The sequence below is a fragment of the Arthrobacter sp. sptzw42 genome (assembly GCF_059089685.1).
In genome coordinates, this window is sequence record NZ_JBNHEX010000011.1 from 1 (window position 1) to 17,730 (window position 17,730).

17 protein-coding genes are annotated in these 17,730 nt (G+C 67.0%); 9 read left to right on the top strand and 8 right to left on the bottom strand.

Annotation, left to right across the window (positions count from 1 at the left end; genetic code table 11):
• Positions 1 to 401 precede the first annotated feature (401 nt).
• Both AC5RT4_RS13600 and AC5RT4_RS13605 read left to right on the top strand, forming a co-directional pair.
• Positions 402 to 1,508, top strand: coding sequence for a WD40/YVTN/BNR-like repeat-containing protein (locus AC5RT4_RS13600; RefSeq protein WP_494106079.1), 1,107 nt, complete (start codon positions 402 to 404; stop codon positions 1,506 to 1,508).
• Positions 1,468 to 1,788 carry a MoaD/ThiS family protein gene (locus tag AC5RT4_RS13605; protein WP_494106080.1) on the top strand — a complete coding sequence of 107 codons (321 nt, stop codon included), beginning with the start codon at positions 1,468 to 1,470 and terminating at the stop codon, positions 1,786 to 1,788. Before AC5RT4_RS13600 ends, AC5RT4_RS13605 begins: the two co-directional genes overlap by 41 nt.
• Positions 1,789 to 1,894: 106 nt before the next feature.
• On the opposite strand, the gene AC5RT4_RS13610 is transcribed toward AC5RT4_RS13605, so the two are convergent.
• On the bottom strand, positions 1,895 to 2,131 hold the full coding sequence (locus AC5RT4_RS13610; RefSeq protein WP_494042397.1) for a hypothetical protein: 237 nt from the start codon (positions 2,129 to 2,131) through the stop codon (positions 1,895 to 1,897).
• 165 nt (positions 2,132 to 2,296) lie between these two features.
• On the opposite strand from AC5RT4_RS13610, the gene AC5RT4_RS13615 reads away from it, so the two are divergent.
• Entirely contained in the window at positions 2,297 to 2,692 is a 396-nt protein-coding gene (locus AC5RT4_RS13615) for a hypothetical protein (protein WP_494106081.1), read from the top strand.
• Positions 2,693 to 2,755: 63 nt separating this feature from the next.
• Here the strand turns inward: AC5RT4_RS13615 and AC5RT4_RS13620 are convergent, their stop codons facing one another.
• Together AC5RT4_RS13620 and AC5RT4_RS13625 are read right to left on the bottom strand one after the other, a co-directional pair.
• Positions 2,756 to 4,450, bottom strand: a complete 1,695-nt coding sequence (locus AC5RT4_RS13620; protein WP_494106082.1) for an alpha-amylase family protein — start codon at positions 4,448 to 4,450, stop codon at positions 2,756 to 2,758.
• Complete coding sequence (locus AC5RT4_RS13625) at positions 4,447 to 5,487, bottom strand: TIGR03885 family FMN-dependent LLM class oxidoreductase (protein WP_494106083.1); 1,041 nt, start codon at positions 5,485 to 5,487, stop codon at positions 4,447 to 4,449. Before AC5RT4_RS13625 ends, AC5RT4_RS13620 begins: the two co-directional genes overlap by 4 nt.
• A gap of 170 nt (positions 5,488 to 5,657) precedes the next feature.
• Between AC5RT4_RS13625 and AC5RT4_RS13630 the strand changes: the two genes are divergently transcribed.
• The gene (locus AC5RT4_RS13630) at positions 5,658 to 6,581 is read left to right on the top strand and encodes an AEC family transporter (protein ID WP_494042393.1); all 924 of its coding nucleotides are present in this window, start codon (positions 5,658 to 5,660) and stop codon (positions 6,579 to 6,581) included.
• Positions 6,582 to 6,664: 83 nt separating this feature from the next.
• Positions 6,665 to 7,741 (top strand): ATP-dependent DNA ligase, encoded by a 1,077-nt coding sequence (locus AC5RT4_RS13635; RefSeq protein WP_494106084.1) that lies wholly within the window; start codon positions 6,665 to 6,667, stop codon positions 7,739 to 7,741.
• Here the strand turns inward: AC5RT4_RS13635 and AC5RT4_RS13640 are convergent.
• The 4 genes from AC5RT4_RS13640 to AC5RT4_RS13655 are packed head-to-tail and all read right to left on the bottom strand — an operon-like array spanning position 7,738 to position 12,672.
• Positions 7,738 to 9,351: an ATP-binding cassette domain-containing protein gene (locus tag AC5RT4_RS13640; RefSeq protein ID WP_494106085.1), complete on the bottom strand. Its 1,614-nt coding sequence runs from the start codon at positions 9,349 to 9,351 to the stop codon at positions 7,738 to 7,740. The genes AC5RT4_RS13635 and AC5RT4_RS13640 overlap by 4 nt on opposite strands.
• Positions 9,348 to 10,187: an ABC transporter permease gene (locus tag AC5RT4_RS13645; protein ID WP_494106086.1), complete on the bottom strand. Its 840-nt coding sequence runs from the start codon at positions 10,185 to 10,187 to the stop codon at positions 9,348 to 9,350. Before AC5RT4_RS13645 ends, AC5RT4_RS13640 begins: the two co-directional genes overlap by 4 nt.
• On the bottom strand, positions 10,180 to 11,121 hold the full coding sequence (locus AC5RT4_RS13650) for an ABC transporter permease (protein WP_494042389.1): 942 nt from the start codon (positions 11,119 to 11,121) through the stop codon (positions 10,180 to 10,182). Before AC5RT4_RS13650 ends, AC5RT4_RS13645 begins: the two co-directional genes overlap by 8 nt.
• 24 nt (positions 11,122 to 11,145) lie before the next feature.
• Complete coding sequence (locus tag AC5RT4_RS13655) at positions 11,146 to 12,672, bottom strand: ABC transporter substrate-binding protein (RefSeq protein WP_494106148.1); 1,527 nt, start codon at positions 12,670 to 12,672, stop codon at positions 11,146 to 11,148.
• 390 nt (positions 12,673 to 13,062) lie between these two features.
• Here AC5RT4_RS13655 and AC5RT4_RS13660 point away from each other — a divergent pair, with 390 nt between their 5' ends.
• From AC5RT4_RS13660 to AC5RT4_RS13675, 4 genes are all read left to right on the top strand, one after another.
• A complete protein-coding gene (locus AC5RT4_RS13660) occupies positions 13,063 to 14,232 on the top strand; it encodes a Re/Si-specific NAD(P)(+) transhydrogenase subunit alpha (RefSeq protein WP_494106087.1) in 1,170 nt (389 codons plus the stop codon).
• Positions 14,232 to 14,561, top strand: a complete 330-nt coding sequence (locus AC5RT4_RS13665; RefSeq protein ID WP_494042387.1) for an NAD(P) transhydrogenase subunit alpha part 2 — start codon at positions 14,232 to 14,234, stop codon at positions 14,559 to 14,561. Before AC5RT4_RS13660 ends, AC5RT4_RS13665 begins: the two co-directional genes overlap by 1 nt.
• Positions 14,558 to 15,931: an NAD(P)(+) transhydrogenase (Re/Si-specific) subunit beta gene (locus tag AC5RT4_RS13670; RefSeq protein WP_494042386.1), complete on the top strand. Its 1,374-nt coding sequence runs from the start codon at positions 14,558 to 14,560 to the stop codon at positions 15,929 to 15,931. The genes AC5RT4_RS13665 and AC5RT4_RS13670 overlap by 4 nt, the downstream gene beginning before the upstream one ends.
• 82 nt (positions 15,932 to 16,013) lie before the next feature.
• A complete protein-coding gene (locus AC5RT4_RS13675; protein ID WP_494042385.1) occupies positions 16,014 to 16,931 on the top strand; it encodes a diacylglycerol/lipid kinase family protein in 918 nt (305 codons plus the stop codon).
• A gap of 237 nt (positions 16,932 to 17,168) precedes the next feature.
• On the opposite strand, the gene AC5RT4_RS13680 is transcribed toward AC5RT4_RS13675, so the two are convergent.
• Entirely contained in the window at positions 17,169 to 17,708 is a 540-nt protein-coding gene (locus tag AC5RT4_RS13680; RefSeq protein WP_494042384.1) for a TetR/AcrR family transcriptional regulator, read from the bottom strand.
• Positions 17,709 to 17,730: the final 22 nt, after the last annotated feature.

Genomic DNA, 17,730 nt, shown 5'->3' on the forward strand with positions numbered 1-17,730 from the left:
CCGGGAGGGTGTGGGAGAGTAGGTCACCGCCGGACAACCATTACCAGTAGGGCCCTGACAAACGACGTCAGGGCCCCACTGCTTTAACCACCACACCACCACCCCCGGCGAGCACTCCTGATGCCAGCCCCCGGCGACAAGGTCCGCCCCGCCGCAACTAAGGAAGCGATGTCCGGGACGCTGCAAGGAACTGCGAGAGCGTTGCCCGGAAGGCTGCAGGAACTGAGAGAGCGTCGCCGGGAAGGCTGCAGGAAGTGAGAGAGCGTCGCCCGGAAGGCTGCCAGGCGGGCTGATTGCTCTGGGTCCGCCCGCCAACCAACGTCCTGACTCAGTACAACCAGCAGCCGCCAGGACGTTCGAGCCCCAGAAAACCGTTGCGGGCGGCCCGAGGCGGTGGTTCCATGGTGGGCATGACAACCGCAGAGAGTTTTGTCCTGGCGATCGGGACCAAAAAGGGCCTCTGGTTGGCCACCAGCGGGGACAGGCGCCAATGGTCTTTCACCGGCCCGCACTTCCTGATGAGCGAGATTCCCAGCGTCGGGATCGACACCCGGGAGGGCCGCACCCGCATCATGGTCGGGGTCCGGAACGAGCACTGGGGGCCAACTGTTGCCCACTCCGATGACCTGGGCACCAGTTGGTCCGAACCGGAGCAGGGCGCCATCAGGTTCCCGGAGGACACCGGGGCGGCGCTGGAGCGGATCTGGCAGATTTACCCGGATGCCGAGTCCCGTCCGGGTGTGGTGTGGGCGGGAGCCGAGCCAATCTCCGTGTGGAAGTCCACCGATGGCGGCGAACACTTTGAACTGAACCGCGGTCTCTGGGACCACCCCCACCGGAACGAATGGGGTGCCGGCTACGGCGGTGCGGCCGCCCACTCCATAGTGGTCCACCCTGTCCGTGAAACCGTGCATATCGCCATGAGCACCGGCGGCGTTTACCGCTCGGTCGACGGCGGCACCTCCTGGGAGGCGCGGAACCGGGGAATCTCCGCCTACTTCATGCCGGACCCCAACCCTGAGTTCGGCCAGTGCGTGCACAAGATCGCCGCGGACGCCGCCGTCGACGGCCGCCTGTACGCCCAAAACCACCACGGTGTCTACCGCACGGATGACAACGCAGAGACGTGGAACTCCATCGCGGAGGGCCTGCCGGCGGACTTCGGATTCGTAATGCTGACCCACCCCCGCCGGGAAGGTACCGCCTGGGTCGTCCCGCTCAAGGCCGACGGCGAGCGAATCCCGCCCAACGGGGAACTGGCAGTGCACCGCACGGATGATGCCGGCGGCACGTGGAAGAGGCTCAGCAACGGGCTGCCAACAGGCGAATACAACAGCGTTCTCCGGGACGCTGCCTCGGTGGACACCGCGGAGCCGGCCGGTGTCTATTTCGGCACTCGTGGCGGCACGGTCTACGCCAGCGCGGACGAGGGGGAGACGTTCGCCGAGGTGGTGGCCCACCTGCCGGATGTGCTGTGTGTGCGGGCAGCCGTGGTTGCCGGTGCCTGAGATTACCGTGGTTCTTCCCAGCGTGCTGCAGCCCCTGGCCGGCGGGCAGTCCGTACTGACTGCGCCCGCCGCGGTGCCTGTGACGGTTGAAAACCTCCTGGACACCGCCACCGCCGGCTACCCTGTGCTCGCCAGGCGGCTCCGCGACGAGACCGGCGCCCTGCGGCGCTTCGTGAACATCTACGTGGACGGTGACGAGGTGCGGCGGCTGGAGGGCCTGGAGACGCGGGTGGCCCCGGGCCAGGAGGTGCTGATCATCCAGTCGGTGGCTGGCGGCTGAAACGCGGTTCGCGTGGAGCCTGCGCACGGGCAGCGGGCAGTCCTTCCTGACTACGCCCGCCGTGCCGAAGCTGCAGGCTCCACACAGGCAGTGGACGAAAGGTGTGTCAGGCGATCCGCCAGACGCTGCATTCGTCGGTGTTGATAGCCTTGCGGAGGCCGCTGATCCGGTCCAAAATCCACACCACGCCGATGCCGGGTGCTGTCTCCTGGACGCTGCCGCGGCGGATTACTACATCATCGTAGGAAGGTCCCACCGAGAGGCGGGCTTCGATTTCGTCGCCGCGGCGGAGCTGGTCCAGGGCGCGGACTCTGGTTACATGGGCTGCTGCTTCCTTCAACATGGCGGGGCCTCCTGGCTGGAGCTGGTGCCGGCTCTTGCCTGCATTACCAAGTGTGGGCGGCCAATGTTGCGGCTTGGTTTCCTGACGGTTAGACGCCGGTTAGTTCTTGAAGCCGGTACTGTTTCCCAACCGCAAGCCGGGACAGTCGGGTCCTAAGGTGGTGCCATGGAGATCGTTGATGGGATCAGGACCGCCTTGCTGGGTGCGGCGGCAATAGCGCCGCTGGCTACGTTCGGCGTCGTGTTGGTGGCCTACCTGACGTACCGGCAAAGATCGCACGCGGACAGGCGCGACCAGTGGTGGAAGCGGGCGCAATGGGCCATTGACTCCGCACTGAATGACGCCGACCCGCAGCGACGGCTGGCCGGCCTGACGGTGCTGGTGAAGCTCATCGGCAGCGATCTCGCCAATGCCGAGGATGCAGCGTTGATGAGTTCCCTGGCCGTTGGCATCCGCGACCAGGAGCAGGACGGCCGGCGCACTGTAACCGTACCCCCACCCGTGAGGGAGCGGATCCTGGCAGAAGCTGACCGCCTGTTGGCGGCGTCCTCAGCCCGCTGACCGCCATGACCGGCCTTGGGTACTTCCCGGCCGCTGCCGTCCCGCCGCCGGATGCCTGCGCACTCAAGGTGCCAGCCGGTCGCCCTTCCGGTGGACCCGGAACCAGCGGTAACCGTACCGTCCCAGCTCAACCGTGAAGCCGCCGTCTGGCTCCAGAGGCACGTTGTCGCCGTCGAACAGGTCCAGCAGGATGGCATCCTGGAATGCCTGCTCCGGCCCGTCTTCCGGCCCGGCCTTGGCAGTGACTTTTACCGGTTCCTCGCCGAGGTTATGCAGGAGGACCAGGGTGCCGCCGTCGGAGCTGCAGGTGTGTGCGAAAACCGCGGGCTCCGGCTGGTCGATGATGGCGAATTTGCCCCAGCCCAGCTCAGGGGATTCGCGGTAGCGCAGGATCAGGGTGGCCATGAAGTTGAACAGGGAGCCGGGGTCGCGCTTTGCGTCGGCGGCGTTAACCCGTTCCGGGCCGTACTCCCCGCGGGCCAGCGATGCCACCAGGTCTGATGCTTTGGCCGTGGAGAAACCGCCGTTGTCCGCGTCGCTCCACTGCATGGGGGTGCGCACCGCGGCGCGGCTCTTTTGCTGGAGGTCCTCGCCCATGCCGATCTCCTCGCCGTAGAACAGCACCGGGGTGCCGGGGAGGGAAAACATCAGTGAGTACACCATCCGAAGGCGCTCCGGGTCACCGCCCAGCATCGGGGGGAGGCGCCGGCGCAGCCCGCGGCCGTAGATCTGCATGTCCTCCTCCGGGCCGAAGGCGGCGAAAACCTCGCCGCGTTCGCCGTCGCTGAGCTTGTCCAGGGTGAGTTCGTCATGGTTGCGCACGAACATGGCCCACTGGTTGTCGGGATGGAGCGCCGGGCGGCTGGTGAGCGTTTCTGCCAGTGGCCGGGCATCCTGCCGGGCCAGGGACAGGTAGAGGTGCTGCATGGTCATAAAGTCGAACTGCATATTCAGTTCGTTGCCTTCCGGGCCGCCGAAGTACTCCAGCTGCTCTTTGTACGGCAGGTTCACCTCGCCCAGCAGCACCGCGCTCCCGTTCCGGCGGCTGACGAAACTCCGCAACGCGGTGAGGTAGCCGTGGGGATCCAGGTTGGCCGCCTCCTCCTTGGGCTGGCCGCGGGTTTCCAGGAAGAACGGCACGGCGTCCAGCCGGAAGCCGTCCAGCCCAAGTTCGAGCCACAGGCCCATGGCCTTCGCAATCTGATTCCGCACCGCAGGGTTGGTGACGTTCAGGTCCGGCTGGTGCTTGGCGAACATGTGCAGGTACCACTCCCCGGTGGCGTCATCCTGGGTCCACAGCGAGGTTTCCTCTCCAGGGAACACCACCTCGGCGGACGTGTCCGGGGGAGTGTCGCTGCGCCACACGTAGAAGTTCCGGTACGGATTGTCGGTGGACTGCCGGGCCTGAACGAACCAGGGGTGCTGGTCCGAGGTGTGGTTGACCACGAAGTCCGCGATGACCCGCATGCCCCGGTCCTTGGCCGCGCGGATGAACTCCACCAGGTCCCCCATGGTGCCCAGCCGGGGGTCGACGCCAAAGAAATCGGTGACGTCGTAGCCGTCGTCCCGGTCCGGGGAGGGGTAGAACGGCATCAGCCAGATGCAGGTGACGCCCAGCGCAGCGAGGTAGTCCACGCGCTGGGTGAGGCCGTCGAAATCACCGGTGCCGTCGCCGTCATCGTCGAAGAACGTCTCCACGTCCAGGCAATAGACCACTGCGTTCTTCCACCAGAGGTCTGAGGTTTCGGCGATCCTCACGCCGGAGCGCCCGACGCCGGTTCGGCAGCGGAGGCGACCAACTGGGGTTCGGCCGGGGTACCGGAAGTGATGCTGCCGGGAGTGCGGAGCTGCGGCAGGACCTCCCCGGCAAAGGCATCGATGAACCGTTCCTGTTCCTGTCCCACGAAGTGCAGGTAGAGCTCGTCGAACCCCAGGTCCGCGTAACCGGCCAACAGGTCCACGTGCCGGTCCAGGCTGGCTGAGATGTTGACCGTCTTGCGGACCTGCTCCTCTGTCACGTGTTCGCCCACGAGGTCGAAGTGTCCGGCCGTGGGCAGGTCCCAGGGGATGGGCGGATCGTAGGTGTTGGTGCGCCACTGATCGAGGGCAATGGCCGTTGCCTCGTCCTCGTTCGCGGCCCAGGACAGGTGGACCTGCAGGACAGCCTTGCCCTGTCCGCCGTTGTCCCGGTAGGCGGCGAGCACTTCCCGAAGCTTGTCAGCAGGCTGGTTAACGGTGACCAGCCCATCGGCCCAGCTGGCAGCCCGCCGGGCGGTGTCCGCGCTGACCGCGGGAGCAATGAGCGGCGGCGGATTTTCGGGAACATCCCAGATCCGCGCCTGCTCCACGGTAACCAGGCCGCGGTGGGTGACCTCCTCGCCGCGGTGCAGCCGCCGAATCACCTCAACACACTCCTCCAGCCGGCGCTGGCGGATGTCCTTCGCCGGCCATCCGTCACCGGTAATGTGTTCGTTCATGTTCTCGCCGCTGCCTGGTGCAAGCCAGAAGCGGTCCGGGAACATGCTGGCCAGGGTGGCCGAAGCATGCGCGGTGATGGCCGGGTGGTACCGCTGTCCGGGCGCCGTCACCACCCCGAAGCGGAGCTGTGTGGTGGCCAGCGCCGCACCCAGCCACGACCAGGCGAACCCCGAGTGCCCCTGCCGGGCGGACCACGGCTCAATGTGGTCCGAGCACATGGCGGCGTCAAAGCCCGCCCGTTCGGCGTGCTGGACGTCCTTGAGCAGTTGGCCGGGACTGATCTGTTCGTGGGAGGCATGGAAGCCGACAGTAACCATCCGTTAACCTCTACCGTCACGGACGGTGCTGTGTCGAGGATTTTCTTGGCGCCGCCGCCGGGGACCGGGGGCGGCGCCAGGTGCACGCTACTTGTCGGATAAGTCTGTAACTTGTAGTACTGCGCTCCCCGGAACTCCTGCGCAGGCGGAACTGGAAGGAAGTACCACTCGTGGGCGGTGTGCTGATCGGGTTGGCGGTGATCGGCGTCGTCATCGCGGTGGGATACATCGCCGCACGGTGCGGGCTGGGCGGTGAGCCGACCGTTTCGGCGTTGACAAAAACCGCGTTCTTCATCACCAACCCCGTGCTGCTGTTCACAGTGGTACTGGAATCCGATGTCACCACCATCTTTTCCGCGTACGTTCCGCTGGCGCTGGTCACTGCCCTCTTCACCGCACTGCTGTACATCCTGGCCAGCCGGCTGTGGTTCCGCCGCCCGCTCGCGGAAACGGCCATCGGCGCCATGGCCAGCTCTTACGTCAACGCCAACAACATCGGCATCCCCATAACCCTGTACGCCTTGGGCGACGCAACGCCGGTGGCCCCGGTCCTGCTGGTCCAGCTGCTCCTGCTGGCACCGCTGGTCCTCACCCTCCTGGACCTGTCGGCGGCGGGCCGGTTTTCCCCGAAGCTGATGCTCACGCAACCCTTCCGGAATCCCATGATCATCGCGACCCTCCTGGGTGTGGTCCTGGCAGCGTTCGACGTCGAACTGCCCGAACCCGTGATGGCGCCATTGACACTCCTGGGCGGTGCCGCCGTTCCGGTGGTGCTGCTGGCTTTCGGCATGTCCCTGCACGGCAGCCGGATGCTGGGCAGCGGCGGGCACACGGCGGAGATCCTTACTGCCACCGCGCTGAAGTCCGCGGTGATGCCCGCAGTAGCCTTCGTCGTCGGGCGCTTCCTGTTCAATCTGGACCAGCACATGCTCCTGGGTGTGGTGCTGATGGCGGCCCTGCCGCCGGCCCAAAATGTCTTCCTGTTCGCCAGCAAGTACGGGAGGGGAGTTGCGGTGGCCCGGGAAAGCATCCTCATTTCGACGGCCGCGGCCGCCCCGGTGCTGGTCCTGATCGTGTGGTTGCTCGCGGGATAAGCAACCCCTGCAACCCGGGCTCCGTGACCCCTGCAACCCGCCTGGGGTTCCACGAGCGGCTGTCTCCGGGCAAGAATGGGCACATGGAACTTCCCGTGATGCCGCCCGTCCCGCCCATGCTCGCCAAGGCCGTCAGCGGCGTCCCGGAAGGGGACCTCAGCTATGAGCCAAAGTGGGACGGCTTCCGGTCCATCATCTTCCGTGACGGCGACGAGGTGGAGATCGGCAGCCGCAATGAAAAGCCCATGACCCGCTACTTTCCCGAACTCGCGGAGGCGCTGAAGGAGAACCTCCCTGAGCGCTGCGTGGTGGATGGCGAGATCATCCTGATTGGCTCCTCCGGTGACCGCCTCGATTTCGATGCTCTCCAGCAGCGCATCCACCCGGCGGCCAGCCGGGTGAAGCTGCTCGCTGCGCAGACGCCCGCCTCGTTCGTTGCCTTTGATCTGCTGTCCCTGGGTGATGACGATTACACGGGCAAACCTTTCACCGAGCGGCGGGCGGCGCTTGAAAAGGCGCTGGCGGCCAGCAGGGCCCCGGTGCATCTCACCGCCGCCACCACGGACAAGGCCACGGCGGAACAGTGGTTCGAACAGTTCGAGGGCGCGGGCCTGGACGGCATTGTTGCCAAGCGCCTGGACGGGCGGTATGAGCCGGACAAGCGGGTGATGTTGAAAACCAAGCACGAGCGCACCGCCGACTGCGTGGTTGCAGGGTACCGGCTGCACAAGAGCGGACCGGACGCCATCGGCTCGCTGCTGCTCGGCCTGTACAAGGACGACGGCGCCCTGGCCAGCGTGGGCGTGATCGGCGCCTTCCCCATGAAGCGCCGGCAGGAGCTGTACGAACAGCTCCAGCCGCTGGTCACCGGCTTCGACGGCCACCCCTGGGCCTGGGGAAAGCAGGAGGAAGGGGAGCGGACCCCGCGGAACGCCGAAGGGAGCCGCTGGAGCGCCGGGAAGGACCTCTCCTTTGTGCCGCTGCGCCCGGAACTGGTGGTGGAGGTCCGGTACGACCACATGGAGGGGGACCGTTTCCGGCACACCGCCCAGTTCAACCGCTGGCGGCCGGACCGGGACCCGGATTCGTGCACCTACGCGCAGCTGGAGGAGCCTGTCAGCTTTGACCTGGCGTCTGTGTTGGAGACCGGCCGGCCTTAGTTGGGCTTCGCACCGTCCAGGACACTCCACAGCCCGTCCGCGCGGCAGGGGATCGAGGCCTCCACCAGCGCCTGGCTGTGCTGGTGCTGCGGCGCGGCGAAGAAGTCCTTGGTTTCCGCCACCTCAACCACCCGGCCCTCAAGCAGAACAGCTACGCGGTCGCACATGTACCGCACCACGTCCATATCGTGCGAGATGACGATCAGGGACAGGTTGCGCTCACGCTGGAGCCGCAGCAGCAGGTTGAGGATGGTGCGCTGTGTGAGGGCGTCAAGTGCCGAGGTGGCTTCATCACAGATCAGGACCTGCGGCTCCAGCAGCAGGGCCCTTGCGATGGTGGCACGCTGCAGTTGGCCGCCTGAGCACTGGCCGGGGCGCTTGTCCAGCAAGGCCGCATCCAGCTCCACCTCAGCCATCACGGCGGTTATCCGCTGGTCCTGCTGTTCCGGCGACAAGCCGTGGCGTGTGTGCAGCGGGGCCTGGAGGCTGGTGCGGAGCGTCATCCGCGGGTCAAACGCGCCGTGCGGTTCCTGGAACACCAGCTGCACGGCCGTGGCCTCGTGAGGTCCGGCAGCATCGAGCTGCCGGGTGATGGTTCCCGTGCTGGCGGTCTCGAGGCCCACAATGGCCTTGGCCAGGGTGCTCTTGCCGGAGCCTGACTGGCCCAGCACGCCCAGGATTTCCCCGCGCCGAAGGGTCAGTGACACGTCCTGCAGCGCCGCGTGGCCCAGCTTCCGCCGCGACCCGAAGTGCTTGCCCACGCCGCTGAGCACCAGGACTTCACGTTCCCTGGACGGCGGACGACGGCGGGACTCCGGCGCAAGGCGTGCGGCGGCCAGCAGCTCACGGGTATAGGCGGTTTCGGGCCGGGTGAGGAGGGCGCCGGCGGGGCCGGCTTCCACAATGCTGCCCGAGTTCATCACGAGCACGCGGTCGGCAAATGCGGCAACGGAGGCGATGTTGTGGGTGATGTAGAGGATGCCCAGGCCGCGTTCCCGGCGTTCCCTGTCCAGCAGCTGCAGGATCTGGCGCTCCAGCACCTTGTCCAGCGCCGACGTCGGCTCATCCGCCAGCAGCATGCCGGGCTGCCCGGCCAGCGCCAGTGCGGTCATGGCCCGCTGTGCCATGCCTCCGGAGAGCTGGTGCGGATAGGCCCGGATGCCCTTGCCGGGATCGGCAAAGCCCACCTCCTCGAGCAGTTCCAGCGCCTTGCTGCGCGCCTTCGCTCCCCGCAGCTTGGCATGCAGGCGCAGCGGTTCCTTGAGGTGCTGCTCAATGGTCCGGTTCGGGTTGAACATGCGCTTGGGCTGCTGGAACAGCATCCCCAACCGTCCGCCGCGCACCGAGTTGAGTTCCTGTTCGGACGCACGGGTCAGGTCCAGGTCGCCGAGCCTGATGGAACCACCGGCAATGCCAAGGCTGGGCGGCAGCAGCTGCAGGCAGGACATCGCGGTCAGCGTCTTGCCGGAACCGGAACTGCCCACGAGCGCCACGAACTCACCGGGATCAACGGACAGCGAGACCCCGGACAGCAGGAGTTTGCCGGACGTCCCGCCGTCGGACTCCTTGTGGCCCACCGCCAGGTTCTCCAGGACCAGGCGGGTGTTCATGAAGCTGCCTTTTCCAAAGTTTGCGGCATCAGCAGCGGCGCCGCGGCCATGTGGGCGGCCCGCTGGCCGAGCAGTGTCACGCACAGGGCCACAGTGAAGATGACCAGGCCGGGGGCGAGGATACCCAGCGGTGCACGGTCCGCGAACGGCTGCGCCGCAGCCAGCATGGAACCCCAGTCCGACTGCGGCGGCTGCACACCCAGGCCCAGGTAGGACAGCGCCCCCACGCTGATGAGCAGGTGCCCGAACCGCAGCGTCGCCTGCCCGAGGATCGGCGCCGCAAGGTGGGGCAGGACGTGCCGGAAGACAATAAACAGCGGCGTGCAGCCCACCACGCGCGCGGCGTCCACGAAACCCCGGGCCGAGACGTCGTACGCCAGGGTGCGGGCAAGCCGGGCGAAGGGAGTCCACCCGGTGACCACAAGCGCGAGCAGCAGCGGCCCGAAGCCTGTGCCCAGCGCCGCCACGATGAACAGCGCCACCACCATTTCCGGCAGGGCGAGCAGGACGTCGTTGGTGCGGGTCAGGAACTCATCCACCCAGCCGCGCCGCCTGGCGCTGATGATGCCGATGGCCACACCCAGCAGGCACGTCAGCAGCGTAGCCAGAGCCGCCACGGACATGGAGAAGCGGCCACCCTCCAGGATCCGGCTGAGGGTGTCACGGCCCAGGTTGTCCGTCCCCAGCCAGTGCCCGGGAGAGGGCGGCGCCAGGCGTTCGGCCAGGTTCTGTTCCGCCGGCGGGTAGGGCGAGATCCACGGTGCCAGGAGCACCGCCAGCACGATCAGGGCCAGCACGGCCGCGGCCAGGGTGGTCACGTTCAGCCATTTACGCAAGGGAGGCCCCCACGGTGCGGCTGAGGAAGCGGTGCACGAAGTCCGCCAGTGTGGTCACGCCAACGGCAAGGGCCACCACTACCACTACGCCGCCCTGGGCAAGCGGGATGTCGCTGTTGACCACGGCGTCAAAGAGCAGCCTGCCCATGCCGGGCACGGCGAAAATGACCTCCACGATCACCGATCCGCCCAACAGGCCCGCGAACCATACGGCGAACAGGGTGGACAGCGGTACCAGTCCGTTCGGCACCACGTGGCGGAGGATGGCCTGGCCCTGGCTCAGGCCGCGTGCCCGGGCTGCCGGCACGTGCTCGGCGGCAGCGGCGTCAATGATGCCGGCCCGGACAGCTGAAGTGAAAAAACTGATGGGCCGCAGGGCCAGGGTCAGGGCGGGCAGGACAGCGGACGAAAGATCGTTCCAGCCCGCCGTGGGCAGCACGGCCAACTTCAGGGCGAAGACCAGCACCAGCACGGGCGCCACCCAGTACTCCGGCATGGCGATCAGGGCCTGGGTGACCGCGGTAATGGCCTTGTCCGCGGCGCTTCCCGGCCGCAGCCCGGCAATGATTCCCAGCGGCAGCGATACCGCCACGGCCAGGACCAGCGCCATGGTGACCAGGCTGAGCGTGACCGAAAGCGCCGGAAGCACCTGCTCCGCCACAGGGGTGCGGCTGACAAAAGACAGCCCCATATCCCCGCTGAAGAAGTCCCCCAGCCAACGGAAGTACTGGACGGCCAGGGGATCGTTCAGGCCGAGGCTCTCGCTGAGGCCCTGCACCGCTGACTCGTCCACGGCGTCCCCCGCCACCCTGGAGCGGATGATCTTCCGCACGGGGTCACCGGGGGTGAAGTACGGGATCAGGAAGACCGCGAAAGAGGACACCACAACGGCGGCCACCAGCGTGGCCGTCCGTTTAGTGATGAACTGCAGCATTCGCGGGGGATTCGGGGAGTTGGACTAGGACGCGGCCTTGGCCGTTTTCGCCGTCAGGACGTAGCGGGACAGCGGGTCCTGGACGTAGGAGAGGACGTTGGTGCGGATCGCGTCGGTTGCCTGTTCGTTCACGAGCCAGGCGTTGACGGCTTTGTCCTGGAGAATCCGGCCTGCCTCCGCGTACAGCTTGTAGCGCTCGTTCGTGTCAATGGTGGTGGCGGCTTCGGCGATGATCCGGTCGTACTCGGGATCGCAGAAGTGGCTCAGGTTGTAGGTGCCCTTGCAGGTGTAGTCCGCGGTGAGGAAGCCGATGGGATCGGCGATGTCGATCAGCCGGTTCCGCTGGCTGAGCAGCATGTCGTAGTTGCCGGCCAGGACATCCGGCTCCGCCGAGGCGTATTCCTTGGACGTAATGGTCACCGGGATGCCGATGTTCTTCAGGTTTTCCTGCACGACGGCGGCAACGTCCGCGAACTCCGCGCGCTCCACGATGGCGATGATCTCCAACGGGCGGTCCGCGGTGTAGCCGGCGCCGGCCAGCAGGCTGCGGGCTTCCTCAACGTTCTGCTGCTGCTTGTCCTGTTTCTCGCCGGCCCAGGGTTCGGACGGGGCAAAGGGTCCGGTGGCGGGGAGGGCGGCACCTTCGTAGACGCTGGCAGCCAGGGCATCAAGGTCCAGCGCGTCGCGGATCGCCTTGCGGACGTCAACCTTGTCCAGCGGTGCACGGCCGTTGTTCATGTAGAGCGTGGCAGTGCGGGGGGAATCGGCACCCAGCACGGAGACGCCGTCGTCTGCCTTCAGCGCCGCCAGGCTGGCGACGGGGATGGACAGCGAGATGTCTGCCTCGCCGGTCTGCACCTGGGCGGCGCGGGTGGCGCCGTTGGTGATGAAGCGGATTTCTGCGCCGGCGAGCTGTACGTCGCCGCCCCAGTAGTTCTCGTTGCGGTCCAGGGTCAGGGACTGCTTGGCTTTCTCGGACACGGGGGTGAAGGGGCCGGTGCAGTGGCCGAACGGGTCCAGGCCTTCAGGCTTGTAGGCAGCCGGCGCGAGGATTCCTGTGTTGACGCTGGCCAGCCGGTACGGCACAAGCGGGTTCTCCGCGGGCGTGCTGACGCGGACGATCTGCGCATCCACCGCCGTGACACTGCTGATCATGGTGCGGTTGAAGGCGCGGGCGGGGACCTTCGCATCGAGCACGTGGTTGAGTGCCGACACCACCGACTCGGCGGTGAGATCGGTGCCGTCCTGGAACTTGACGCCCTGGCGGATGCTGAAGTCCCAGTCCAGGGGCGAGCTCTGCTTCCACTCCGTTGCCAGCGAGGGGAGGACCTTGCCCTCGGCCTGGTTGAAGGTGGTCAGCGTCTCCAGGCAGCCTGACAGGGACAGGATGTAGGCGGCGTCGGATTCGACGGCCCAGTTCGCTACCGGCGCGCGGAAGTTGTCGACGACGATCCGCTGGCTGGTGTCCGCCACTGCCGAGGGCTGTGGGGCCTGGGTCTGGGTGCCGCTGAACCCGCAGCCGGTGAGGGCGAGGGCAGCCGCCGCGGCCATCAGGACGCGGGGACGGAGGTAGGAACGCACAGAAAACCGCCTTGAAAGGTTGCCGTGGGGAAGGCAGAAATAAAAAAGGGGACGACTTAGGGTAGCCTTCCCTTCCGGTAAAGCGTGAATTCATGAAGCGGCTGCTCAGTGCCGGACGCGATTGGTGGAGCTGCCCCCGCCCTCCCCGGGATCCACTGGGGCTGCGCTGGGGCCAGGCCGCCGGGTAACTGTTTGCCATCCAAGCCCGCGGACCTACTCCCGCGACAGCGCGTGCGGGCCATAGACTCTAGCCAACTACGTGCAGCAGCGCCGCTCCGCGAAGCCGACTGGATCCAGAACCAGGGAGTACAGCAGGGCAGGGCGGCGCTCCCGTACTCGTGCAGCGAGGGGAGTCGGCGGGTGAAACTAGGCATACCGCGGGAACGCCGTGAAGGTGAACGGCGGGTGGCCGCCATACCGGAAACGGTGAAGCAACTGACCGCGTTGGGCGTGGAGGTACTCCTTGAGGCAGGCGCGGGTGCAGCTGCCGGTCATCCCGACGCCGACTACGGCCATGCTGGAGCACGCATCGTCCCGGCACTCGACGGAACCCAGTTGGATGTCCTCACACACGTACGCCCGCTCGATCCGCAAACGGCGGGGTCCCTGAAAAGGGGCGCCGTGACAGTGGGGCTGGCATCGCCGTCGTCCGAACTGCCTACCGTCGAGGCACTCGCACAAGCCGGCGTCACGTCCTTCGCCCTTGAACTGGTGCCCCGCATCTCCAGGGCCCAGTCCATGGACGCCCTCAGCTCGCAGGCACTGGTGGCCGGCTACCGCTGCGTTCTGGAGGCGGCCATCAGGCTGCCCCGGTTCTTTCCGCTGTACATGACCGCCGCCGGCACCGTCCCACCCGCCCGCGTGCTGGTTTTGGGGGCGGGCGTCGCCGGACTTCAGGCCATCGGCACCGCGAAACGGCTCGGCGCCCGGGTCTTCGCCAACGACATCCGGCCAGCCTCCGCAGACGAGGTTGCCTCCATGGGCGGCACGTTCATCCGGCTGGACCTTGAGACAGCTGAGGCGGCAGGAGGATACGCGCGCCAGCTCAGTTCCGACGCCGGCACCCGCCAACGGCAGCTGCTCGCCCCGCATGTGGCGCAGGCTGACGTTTTGATTACCACCGCGGCCGTCCCCGGAAGGCGGGCCCCGCTTCTGGTCACCACCGAGATGGTGCAGGGAATGCGGCCGGGGTCGGTCGTCGTCGACCTCGCTGCCGAGTCCGGCGGCAACGTGGAGGCGGTGGTGCCGGGCCAGGACATTCCCGTCCCGACGGCCGACGGTTCCGGCCATGTGACCCTGGTGGGCCTGAAGGACGCGCCCTCCGCAATGGCGTCCGACGCCTCACGCCTGTATGCGAAAAACGTGGCCAACCTGCTGGCCCTCATCATCCGGGACGGCTCCCTGGCCCCCGATTTCGACGACGAAGTGCTCGCCGGAGCCTGCCTCACCCACGACGGCGCGGTGCGGCACCAGCCCACGGCGGAATTGCTCGCTGCCAGGGCCGGCACACGGCGGGAAGAGGTGCTCTGATGGACGGGATGAGCCTGCTGACCATCACGGTCCTGGCGGTATTTGTGGGCTTCGAGGTGGTATCGAAGGTCTCCAGCACCTTGCACACGCCGCTGATGTCCGGCGCCAACGCCATCCACGGAATCATCCTCGTGGGCGCCATCATTGTGGCCGGGCAGGCAACGGACCCCTGGATGCTCGCGGTGGCGCTCCTCGCCGTCGTCCTGGCCACCGCGAACCTGGTGGGCGGATTTGTGGTGACCGACCGCATGCTGCACATGTTCCACGCGAGGAAAGAGGTGGGGCGCAAGGACTCCGGCGCCGCGGCAATCAGGAAGGACGGCAGATGACCCTCCTCGACCCGGTCTCGACCTCGCTCCTGTACCTGGCCGCCGCCGTCTTCTTCATCCTGGCCCTGCGCGGCCTCAGTTCCCCGAGGACCGCCCGCCGGGGCAACCTGATCGGAGCGCTGGGAGCCCTGATCGCCGTCGTCACCGTGTTCCTGTCCTCGCGGCTGGAGAACATCCCGTGGATCCTCGCCGCAATTGCCGTTGGCTCGGCCGTAGCCGCCCCGGTGGCGCGCCGGGTCAAAATGACCCAAATGCCTCAGCTGGTGGCGCTCTTCAACGGCGTGGGCGGCGGCGCCGCGGCGTTGGTGGCACTCCTGGAACTCAGACATGCGGACAACCCCTGGGTCCGCCTGGCCATCGTGTTCACTCTCCTGGTGGGGGCCGTTTCCTTCGCCGGATCCGGAGTTACCTTCGCAAAGCTGCAGGAGTTGATGACCACCCGGCCCGTGGTGTTCCGGGGCCTTCCGGTTGTGATGGCTGCCGTGCTGCTCGCAGCAGTGGCAGCCGGCGTGGGCGTCATCTTTACCGGCTCCGCTGCGCTCGCGGTGCTGCTCCTGGTCCTGGGACTCGCCGCGGGGATCCTCCTGGTGCTGCCTGTGGGCGGCGCCGACGTCCCGATCGTCATCTCGCTGCTGAACGCCTTCACCGGCCTGGCCGTGGCCGCCTCCGGCGTGGTCCTCGGCAACGTGCTGCTTGTGGTGGCAGGCACCCTGGTGGGAGCGTCCGGCACAATCCTTACCCGGGCCATGGCAGCGGCAATGGGCCGCAGCGTCGCCGGCATCCTCTTCGGCGCCTTCAAGGGGCGTTCGACGGCGGGATCCACCGCCGTGAGTGAGCGTCCGGTGCGCTCCTCCAGCCCCGAGGACGTGGCCGTGCTGCTGGGCTACGCGCAGCGGGTAATCATCGTGCCCGGTTACGGCCTGGCAGTGGCGCAGGGCCAGCACACCGCTGCCGAGCTGGCACAGGCGCTGGAAGCCCGCGGCATCGATGTCGACTTTGCCATCCACCCGGTTGCCGGCCGGATGCCGGGGCATATGAACGTCCTTCTGGCGGAAGCCAACGTGCCCTACGAATCGCTCAAGGAAATGGGTGAAATCAACCCGCAGTTCAAAACCGCGGACGTGGCACTGGTGGTGGGCGCCAACGACGTGGTTAATCCTGCTGCCAAGACGTCCTCCGGGTCACCGATCTACGGCATGCCCATCCTGGAGGTGGCGGACGCACGTCAGGTGGTGTTCCTGAAACGGTCCATGCGGCCGGGTTTTGCCGGGATCGAAAACGACCTGCTTTACGAGCCCCAGACATCCCTGCTCTTCGGCGACGCCAAGGACTCCCTGGCCCAGGTTCTCGGAGCAGTAAAAACGCTTTAGCCGCCTTACTGCTGACCCGCCCTCGGCGGGCAGGCTACTCTTCTTTCAGAAGCAACCTTTCCATTCGCCACCAGAGGACGCCATGACTGCCACCCCCACTGCCCCCCAGCGCGCAGCCATCATCATCAATCCCGCCAAGACGGTGGATATCGACGTGCGTGAACTGGCAGCCAAGCACAGCGCCGAGAACGGCTGGGGCGAAACACTGTGGTTCGAGACCACCAAGGAGGACCCCGGCGTCGGCCAGGCCAAGGAAGCCCTCGCGCAGGGGGCAGACATCGTTATCGCCGGCGGCGGCGACGGCACAGTCCGCTGCGTGGCGGAAGTCCTCTCCGGGGGCAACATTCCCATGGGCCTGCTTCCCCTGGGTACGGGCAACCTCCTGGCCCGCAACCTTGGCATGGATGTAACTGACTACGACGGCGCCATGGCCGGCGCGTTCGCCGGGACTGAGCGTAAGATCGATGTGGTCCGCGCCCGCCGCAGCGATCCCGAGAAGGAGCAGCTCTTCCTGGTGATGGCGGGCGTTGGCTACGACGCCACCATCATGGCTGACACCGACGAGGAGCTTAAGCACAAAGTGGGCTGGTTGGCCTACGTGGACGCAGGCATCCGCAACCTGCCGGGCAAACCGGTCAAAGCAACCATCGTGATTGATGGAAAGACCGCTGTCCGCCGCGGCGTCCGCAGCGTGATGGTGGGCAACTGCGGCAAGGTCCAGGGCGGCCTGGAGATTTTCCCCGAGGCCAAGATGGATGATGGCCTGTTGGACGTTGCGGTGCTCGCCCCCCATCATGGCCGGCTGGGCTGGCTCTCCGTTCTCGTGGGAATGATCGGCAAGGGCCGGGGCAAAGACACCGCCGTGGAGTATTACCAGGGCAAGACCGTGGAAATCACCCTTGAACACAAGGACGATTACCAGCTCGACGGCGACCACGAGGGCGAGGGCAAGCACGTCCTGATGACCATGGACCCGGGCGCCCTGACTATCCGGATGTAACTCCCCAACTGACTCGCATTTATTGTCGTTTTGGAGCTTCAAAACGACAATAAATGCGAGTCAGTTGAGTGCGGTGGTCTGTTCCAGGCACGGCCTGGCCTACCTTGCCGAGGCCTGCACCGGCTGGCGGGCACTGTTTCCCAGCACGCCGCGTCCTGGACATACGACGGCGGGTGAGTGCCGCTGCGGCGGCAGGCCGCCGTCGGGCGGGTAAGGAAAGCAGTGGCAAAAGGCGCCTTAGGGCACCAGCAGCCGCCGGATGGCCGCGGCGATGGCGGCCGGGTCAGGCTGCTCGTCCCGCCTGACGGTCAGCAGGTGGAGCAGCACGCCGTCACCGTAGTCGGCCACATCCCGCGCCCGTGCGCGCGCATCCGGCACTCCCAGCGCGGCAAGGGCCTGCTCGAGGCCCCCCACCAGCCTGAAGTGCCCCGGGGTCACCGCCTCGGGCCTGTCCAGGGAGACGGCCAACCGGACGCGGGTCAGGCCCGCTTGCTGTCCGGCAAGCGCCAGCACCAGGGCGGCCAGCTGATCGGCCAGCTCCTCAATGTTCTGCGGGGGACCGGCTGGCCCCTGGTCCTGCAGGAGTGCGGCGTCCCGTTGTTCCAGGCGGTCCAGCACTGCTTCGACGAGGGCGCTGCGGTTCCGGTAATAGTTGGACGTCGTTCCTTCGGGGAGCTGCGCCGCGCCGTCGACAGCCCGGTGGGTCAGGCCCTTCATGCCTTTGTCCGCCACGACGGCCAGGGCAGCGTCCATCAGTTCGGTGCGGCGGTCGGGCATGGGGCCAGTGTATTGCCCCTTT

Bases quoted from the DNA above. Each gene is read 5' to 3' on its own strand.
- AC5RT4_RS13600 (WP_494106079.1), top strand. From the start codon at position 402: ATGGTGGGCATGACAACCGCAGAGAGTTTTGTCCTGGCGATCGGGACC.
- AC5RT4_RS13605 (WP_494106080.1), top strand. From the start codon at position 1,468: ATGTGCTGTGTGTGCGGGCAGCCGTGGTTGCCGGTGCCTGAGATTACC.
- AC5RT4_RS13610 (WP_494042397.1), bottom strand. From the start codon at position 2,131: ATGTTGAAGGAAGCAGCAGCCCATGTAACCAGAGTCCGCGCCCTGGAC.
- AC5RT4_RS13615 (WP_494106081.1), top strand. From the start codon at position 2,297: ATGGAGATCGTTGATGGGATCAGGACCGCCTTGCTGGGTGCGGCGGCA.
- AC5RT4_RS13625 (WP_494106083.1), bottom strand. From the start codon at position 5,487: ATGGTTACTGTCGGCTTCCATGCCTCCCACGAACAGATCAGTCCCGGC.
- AC5RT4_RS13635 (WP_494106084.1), top strand. From the start codon at position 6,665: ATGGAACTTCCCGTGATGCCGCCCGTCCCGCCCATGCTCGCCAAGGCC.
- AC5RT4_RS13640 (WP_494106085.1), bottom strand. From the start codon at position 9,351: ATGAACACCCGCCTGGTCCTGGAGAACCTGGCGGTGGGCCACAAGGAG.
- AC5RT4_RS13650 (WP_494042389.1), bottom strand. From the start codon at position 11,121: ATGCTGCAGTTCATCACTAAACGGACGGCCACGCTGGTGGCCGCCGTT.
- AC5RT4_RS13655 (WP_494106148.1), bottom strand. From the start codon at position 12,672: ATGGCCGCGGCGGCTGCCCTCGCCCTCACCGGCTGCGGGTTCAGCGGC.
- AC5RT4_RS13665 (WP_494042387.1), top strand. From the start codon at position 14,232: ATGGACGGGATGAGCCTGCTGACCATCACGGTCCTGGCGGTATTTGTG.
- AC5RT4_RS13670 (WP_494042386.1), top strand. From the start codon at position 14,558: ATGACCCTCCTCGACCCGGTCTCGACCTCGCTCCTGTACCTGGCCGCC.
- AC5RT4_RS13675 (WP_494042385.1), top strand. From the start codon at position 16,014: ATGACTGCCACCCCCACTGCCCCCCAGCGCGCAGCCATCATCATCAAT.
- AC5RT4_RS13680 (WP_494042384.1), bottom strand. From the start codon at position 17,708: ATGCCCGACCGCCGCACCGAACTGATGGACGCTGCCCTGGCCGTCGTG.